Below are 3,674 nucleotides of genomic sequence, written 5' to 3'. Positions count from 1 at the left end.
GGGCTCTCGACCCAGGCTGTGGACTATCTCGGCGGAGAGGTGGCGCGGTTGCACCTGCCGTTTCCACTCATCAGCGACAGCGCACTGGTGTTGCGCGAGGCGCTGCAACTGCCCCTGCTCGACGTCCCCGCTGGCGTGCCAGCCTATTATCGCCGCATTACGCTGATCCTTCGGGCCGGGCGCATCGTGAAGGTGTTCTACCCGGTCTTCCCGCCGGACAAGAACGCCGAGCAGGTTCTGGCCTGGCTGCAGGCACACCCGGGCTGAGGCGGTTGAACGGGCGCCCGCGCGGACCGCGGGTGCCCGTTGACGGACACGTGTGCGGCGACGCGCAGGCCAGCGCCGCTCGCGCGTCCCCTACCGGTGCGTGGTGATGCGGCCGAACGTGGACTTGGTGCCCCAGATGCCGCGGCGCAGGCACTCTAGCTGCACGATCTGCGAATGGTCGATGAACATGTTGACGTCGATGCCGTAGTTCTTGATGTACCAGGAAAAGACTTCGGGGTCGGCTGCCTCGAACATCACGTTCTCCATGCCCACTTCCTTCATGATCTTGGCCGCGACATCGGTGCGCCAGGGGTCGGCGTTTTCGGTGATGCCCTCGGACTCGATCATGATGATCGATGCGCCCGCGTTCAGCGCTTCGTTGGCGGTGTCAATGAGGATCTGCGGGTCGCGTGTGCCTTCGGCTTCGAGCTCGGCCTGCGAGGTGTCGCCCCCGGCACCGAATTGAATGCCGATCTCGGGCTTCGGCTTGAGCCCGGCCTTGTTGACCTTCTCGATCAAGCGCAGCAAGTCCGGTACCGGCAACTGGATGAAACCGGTGGAGAGTTCGATCATGTCGAACTCGAGCCGTTTGCACTCCTCGATGTAGGCATCCACCTGGGTCGGCGCGCGCGAGAGCACGTTCTCGATCCAACCGCCGGTCGAGACGTACACGCCGTGGTCGTGGCAGATGCGGTTCAACTTCTTGACGAACTCGGCCGGCATCAAGGAGAACGAGCCTCCGGCGTACTTGTACCCGTCGACGTGTTCGCCCATGCCCTCGAGCAACTCCCGGGTGTAGGTGAGCGGCGTCATGGCGTAGTAGGGCCCACGGATCTCCGTGATCGACTTCTGGCGCGGCTTGGGGTCGCGCTCGTTCATGGGTATGTACGGGAAGGACCGGTTCTGCCACACGTCGGATTGTTCGCGCGCGTCGTTGGGGTCGAGATTCAGCATCGGTGTGTCCTCGGGTTGGGGGTAAAGCGGGTGTTGGTGACAGGGGACAGGGCAGCGGTGACGCTGCCAGGTGAAAAGGGAACGGCGCGGGCGGTGCCCGCTGTGCGGGCGCGGCTCACGCGTCGAGGTCGCCCAGGATCGCGGCCAGTTCGCGCGCGCTGACCTGCTCGAGGTGTTTGCACGCGTCCACCAGCGCATCGCGGGTCCGCTCCGACGTGAACGGCGCCGCCAGGTGGGTGAACTTGGCCTCGACCGTCTCCCACGACATGGGCCGGGTGTGGAAGCCCTCGTAGTCGAACTTGAAAACGGTGTGGGCGGTGCCGTCCTTGAGCCTGATCGTGAGATGACTGCAGAGGTTGTCGGGAAAGCGGTCGGTGTACGCGGGCTTCGGGCGCACGGTAAAACGCTGCAGCAGGGACTGGATGTCGTCCCGTGTGATGCGCTCCTCGGCGTACTGCACCGGCAACACCGCGCCGTCAATCAGTGCCACACCCACCATGTACCGCAAGCTGTGGTCGGCCTCTTCCTTGGTGCGGATGACCGTCTTGTCGCCCTCTTCGCCGCCACCGATGATGTGGTAGGCAACGTCGAAAATATCGATCTCGATGTGCTCGACCTGATCCCAGCCAAAGCCGTGCTTGGCTTGCAGTTCCAGCGCTCCCTCGATGGACGACTGTGAGTGGATCTCGGCGTTGTACTTCTTGATGATCGAACGCTGGACGCGCTCGAGGTCTTCGTTGGCCCAGTCGATCGAAAACGGGCCGGCGATTGCCTCCTGGAAGCCTTTGTTGCCCTCGAACACGGCTTCTGGGCCGGTGATCCCGCGGTGGGCGAGGAAGGCAGCGTGGGCGCCGACGAAGCCGGTGTTGGGGTAGGCGAGGCCTTTCCAGTGGCTCAGTGCACCGGTACGGGTGCACCGCAATGCGTTGTTGCAGGTGCCGGAGATGGCAATCGCCATAGCGGTTTTCTCGGCGTCGAGGCCCAGCGCGCGTGCCACGCCGGCGGCCGAGGCGTAGGCGCCTTGCACGGTGTGGTCGAAGCCCTTGTGGCGCACCGGTGCTTCGTCACACAAGCGGCTTTGGACCTGGTAGGCCACGGCCATGGCCGAGAGCAGGTCGTCGCCCGAGGCGTCGCGGTATTCGGCCGCCGCTAACACGGCACCGAAATTGTCCGAGGGGTGGCAGGTCTCGCCCTTGGCGAGGTAGCTGTCCATGAAGTCGAGGTAGCGCGACAGCGCGCCGTTGTAGAAGGCAACGCGGTCCGGTGACGATTTGCCGCCACCGATGAAGGTGCAGAGTGGCGCGCCGCCGAAATCCGCCTGGTGTTCGCGGATCATTCGGATCGGTTCGCCGTCGAGCGCGCCGATGGCCACGCCGAGCGTGTCGAGGATGCGCTTCTTCAACTCGTCGCGGGCGCCCGCACTGGGGGTCGCGTGGTCGGCGCTCGCCACGAACCGGCCGAGCTGGCGCGCCAGGGTGTCGGGCTGGTGTTGCGTTGAATGGCGCATGGCGGGTGTCCGGTTGCTTTTGGGGGATCGCGACGGCGCAGGCGCCGGTCCCCGGCCTCAGCCGGTAGGTTCGGCTCGGCGTGGCAGACCCAGCGTCTCGTGCGATCGCACACAGCACAGTATAAATCGAAATACGAATGATTCGCATTTAGAATAGGGTAAACTCGCGTCAGCAAACCGCACGACGCGGTCGAATGCCGCAACACACCGTCCAATCCGGGGCCCTTGCCGACATGACTTCGCCCGACAACACCGTGCCGATCGGCTTTTCGGATCTGACTGACGATGAGGGCCTGGTGGTGATGCTCTACCGCGATTGGCAGCGGTTGGGGCCCCCTCGGGCCGTCGCGGAGCACGCCATCGCACGCGCACTGAAGGCTGACGCACTCTATCCCTGGCTCGGCCCGCTGTTCGATGCCTGTGCCGCCGTCGGCGTGGACGCATCGTCGACCGGTGAGGGCACTGACCTGCTGAGTGGGGTGGAGGAGCAACTGCTGGATCTGGTGTCGCAGACCCTGCCGCGGTCACCGCGACCGGATCCGGCGCCCGCGCTCAGGCCGATCCGTTCGATCCCCCGCAGCGGTCACGATGCCTTGTTGCACGCGGTGCACCGGGCGAGCTGGCGCGTGGCTCGGCGGTGTGCCGTGGCGGTCGAGCGGTGAGTGTGATGCGGTCGCCTGCGAACGACGCGCCGCGTGCTGTGTCAGGCCCAATCGCAGGGCGCGCAAACCGCCCCAACGCGCCCGTGCGGATCAGCGCGGGCGGAGACTGCAGCCTGACCGGCATGGCCGGGTCTGGCGCAACAACCACACCTGGAGGACGCCGCCATGGTTGCCGTAACGCAACACCACTATGAGCACATCACCGCGACGCCGTTCGCGCCCAACCTCGGCGCGGAGATCCGCGGCGTGGACCTGAGCCAGCCGATCACGGACGCGCAGTTCGC

4 protein-coding genes are annotated in these 3,674 nt (G+C 65.7%); 2 read left to right on the top strand and 2 right to left on the bottom strand.

Annotated elements, in window-relative coordinates; translation table 11 throughout:
* Positions 1 to 267 (top strand): peroxiredoxin (locus tag AAGA11_22770; GenBank protein ID MEM9605700.1); only part of this gene is annotated, 267 nt, incomplete at its 5' end.
* Between the two features lie 90 nt (positions 268 to 357).
* On the opposite strand, the gene AAGA11_22765 is transcribed toward AAGA11_22770, so the two are convergent.
* Both AAGA11_22765 and AAGA11_22760 read right to left on the bottom strand, forming a co-directional pair.
* On the bottom strand, positions 358 to 1,221 hold the full coding sequence (locus AAGA11_22765; GenBank protein MEM9605699.1) for a phosphosulfolactate synthase: 864 nt from the start codon (positions 1,219 to 1,221) through the stop codon (positions 358 to 360).
* Between the two features lie 115 nt (positions 1,222 to 1,336).
* On the bottom strand, positions 1,337 to 2,728 hold the full coding sequence (locus AAGA11_22760) for an MmgE/PrpD family protein (protein ID MEM9605698.1): 1,392 nt from the start codon (positions 2,726 to 2,728) through the stop codon (positions 1,337 to 1,339).
* A 233-nt stretch (positions 2,729 to 2,961) separates the two neighbouring features.
* Between AAGA11_22760 and AAGA11_22755 the strand changes: the two genes are divergently transcribed.
* Positions 2,962 to 3,390 (top strand): hypothetical protein, encoded by a 429-nt coding sequence (locus tag AAGA11_22755; protein MEM9605697.1) that lies wholly within the window; start codon positions 2,962 to 2,964, stop codon positions 3,388 to 3,390.
* The last annotated feature ends 284 nt before the right edge of the window (positions 3,391 to 3,674 follow it).

It is taken from the genome of Pseudomonadota bacterium (assembly GCA_039196715.1).
Lineage (GTDB): Bacteria > Pseudomonadota > Gammaproteobacteria > CALCKW01 > CALCKW01 > CALCKW01.
The sequence above is the reverse complement of the archived record's forward strand: the minus strand, read 5'-3'. Positions and strand labels throughout refer to the sequence as shown.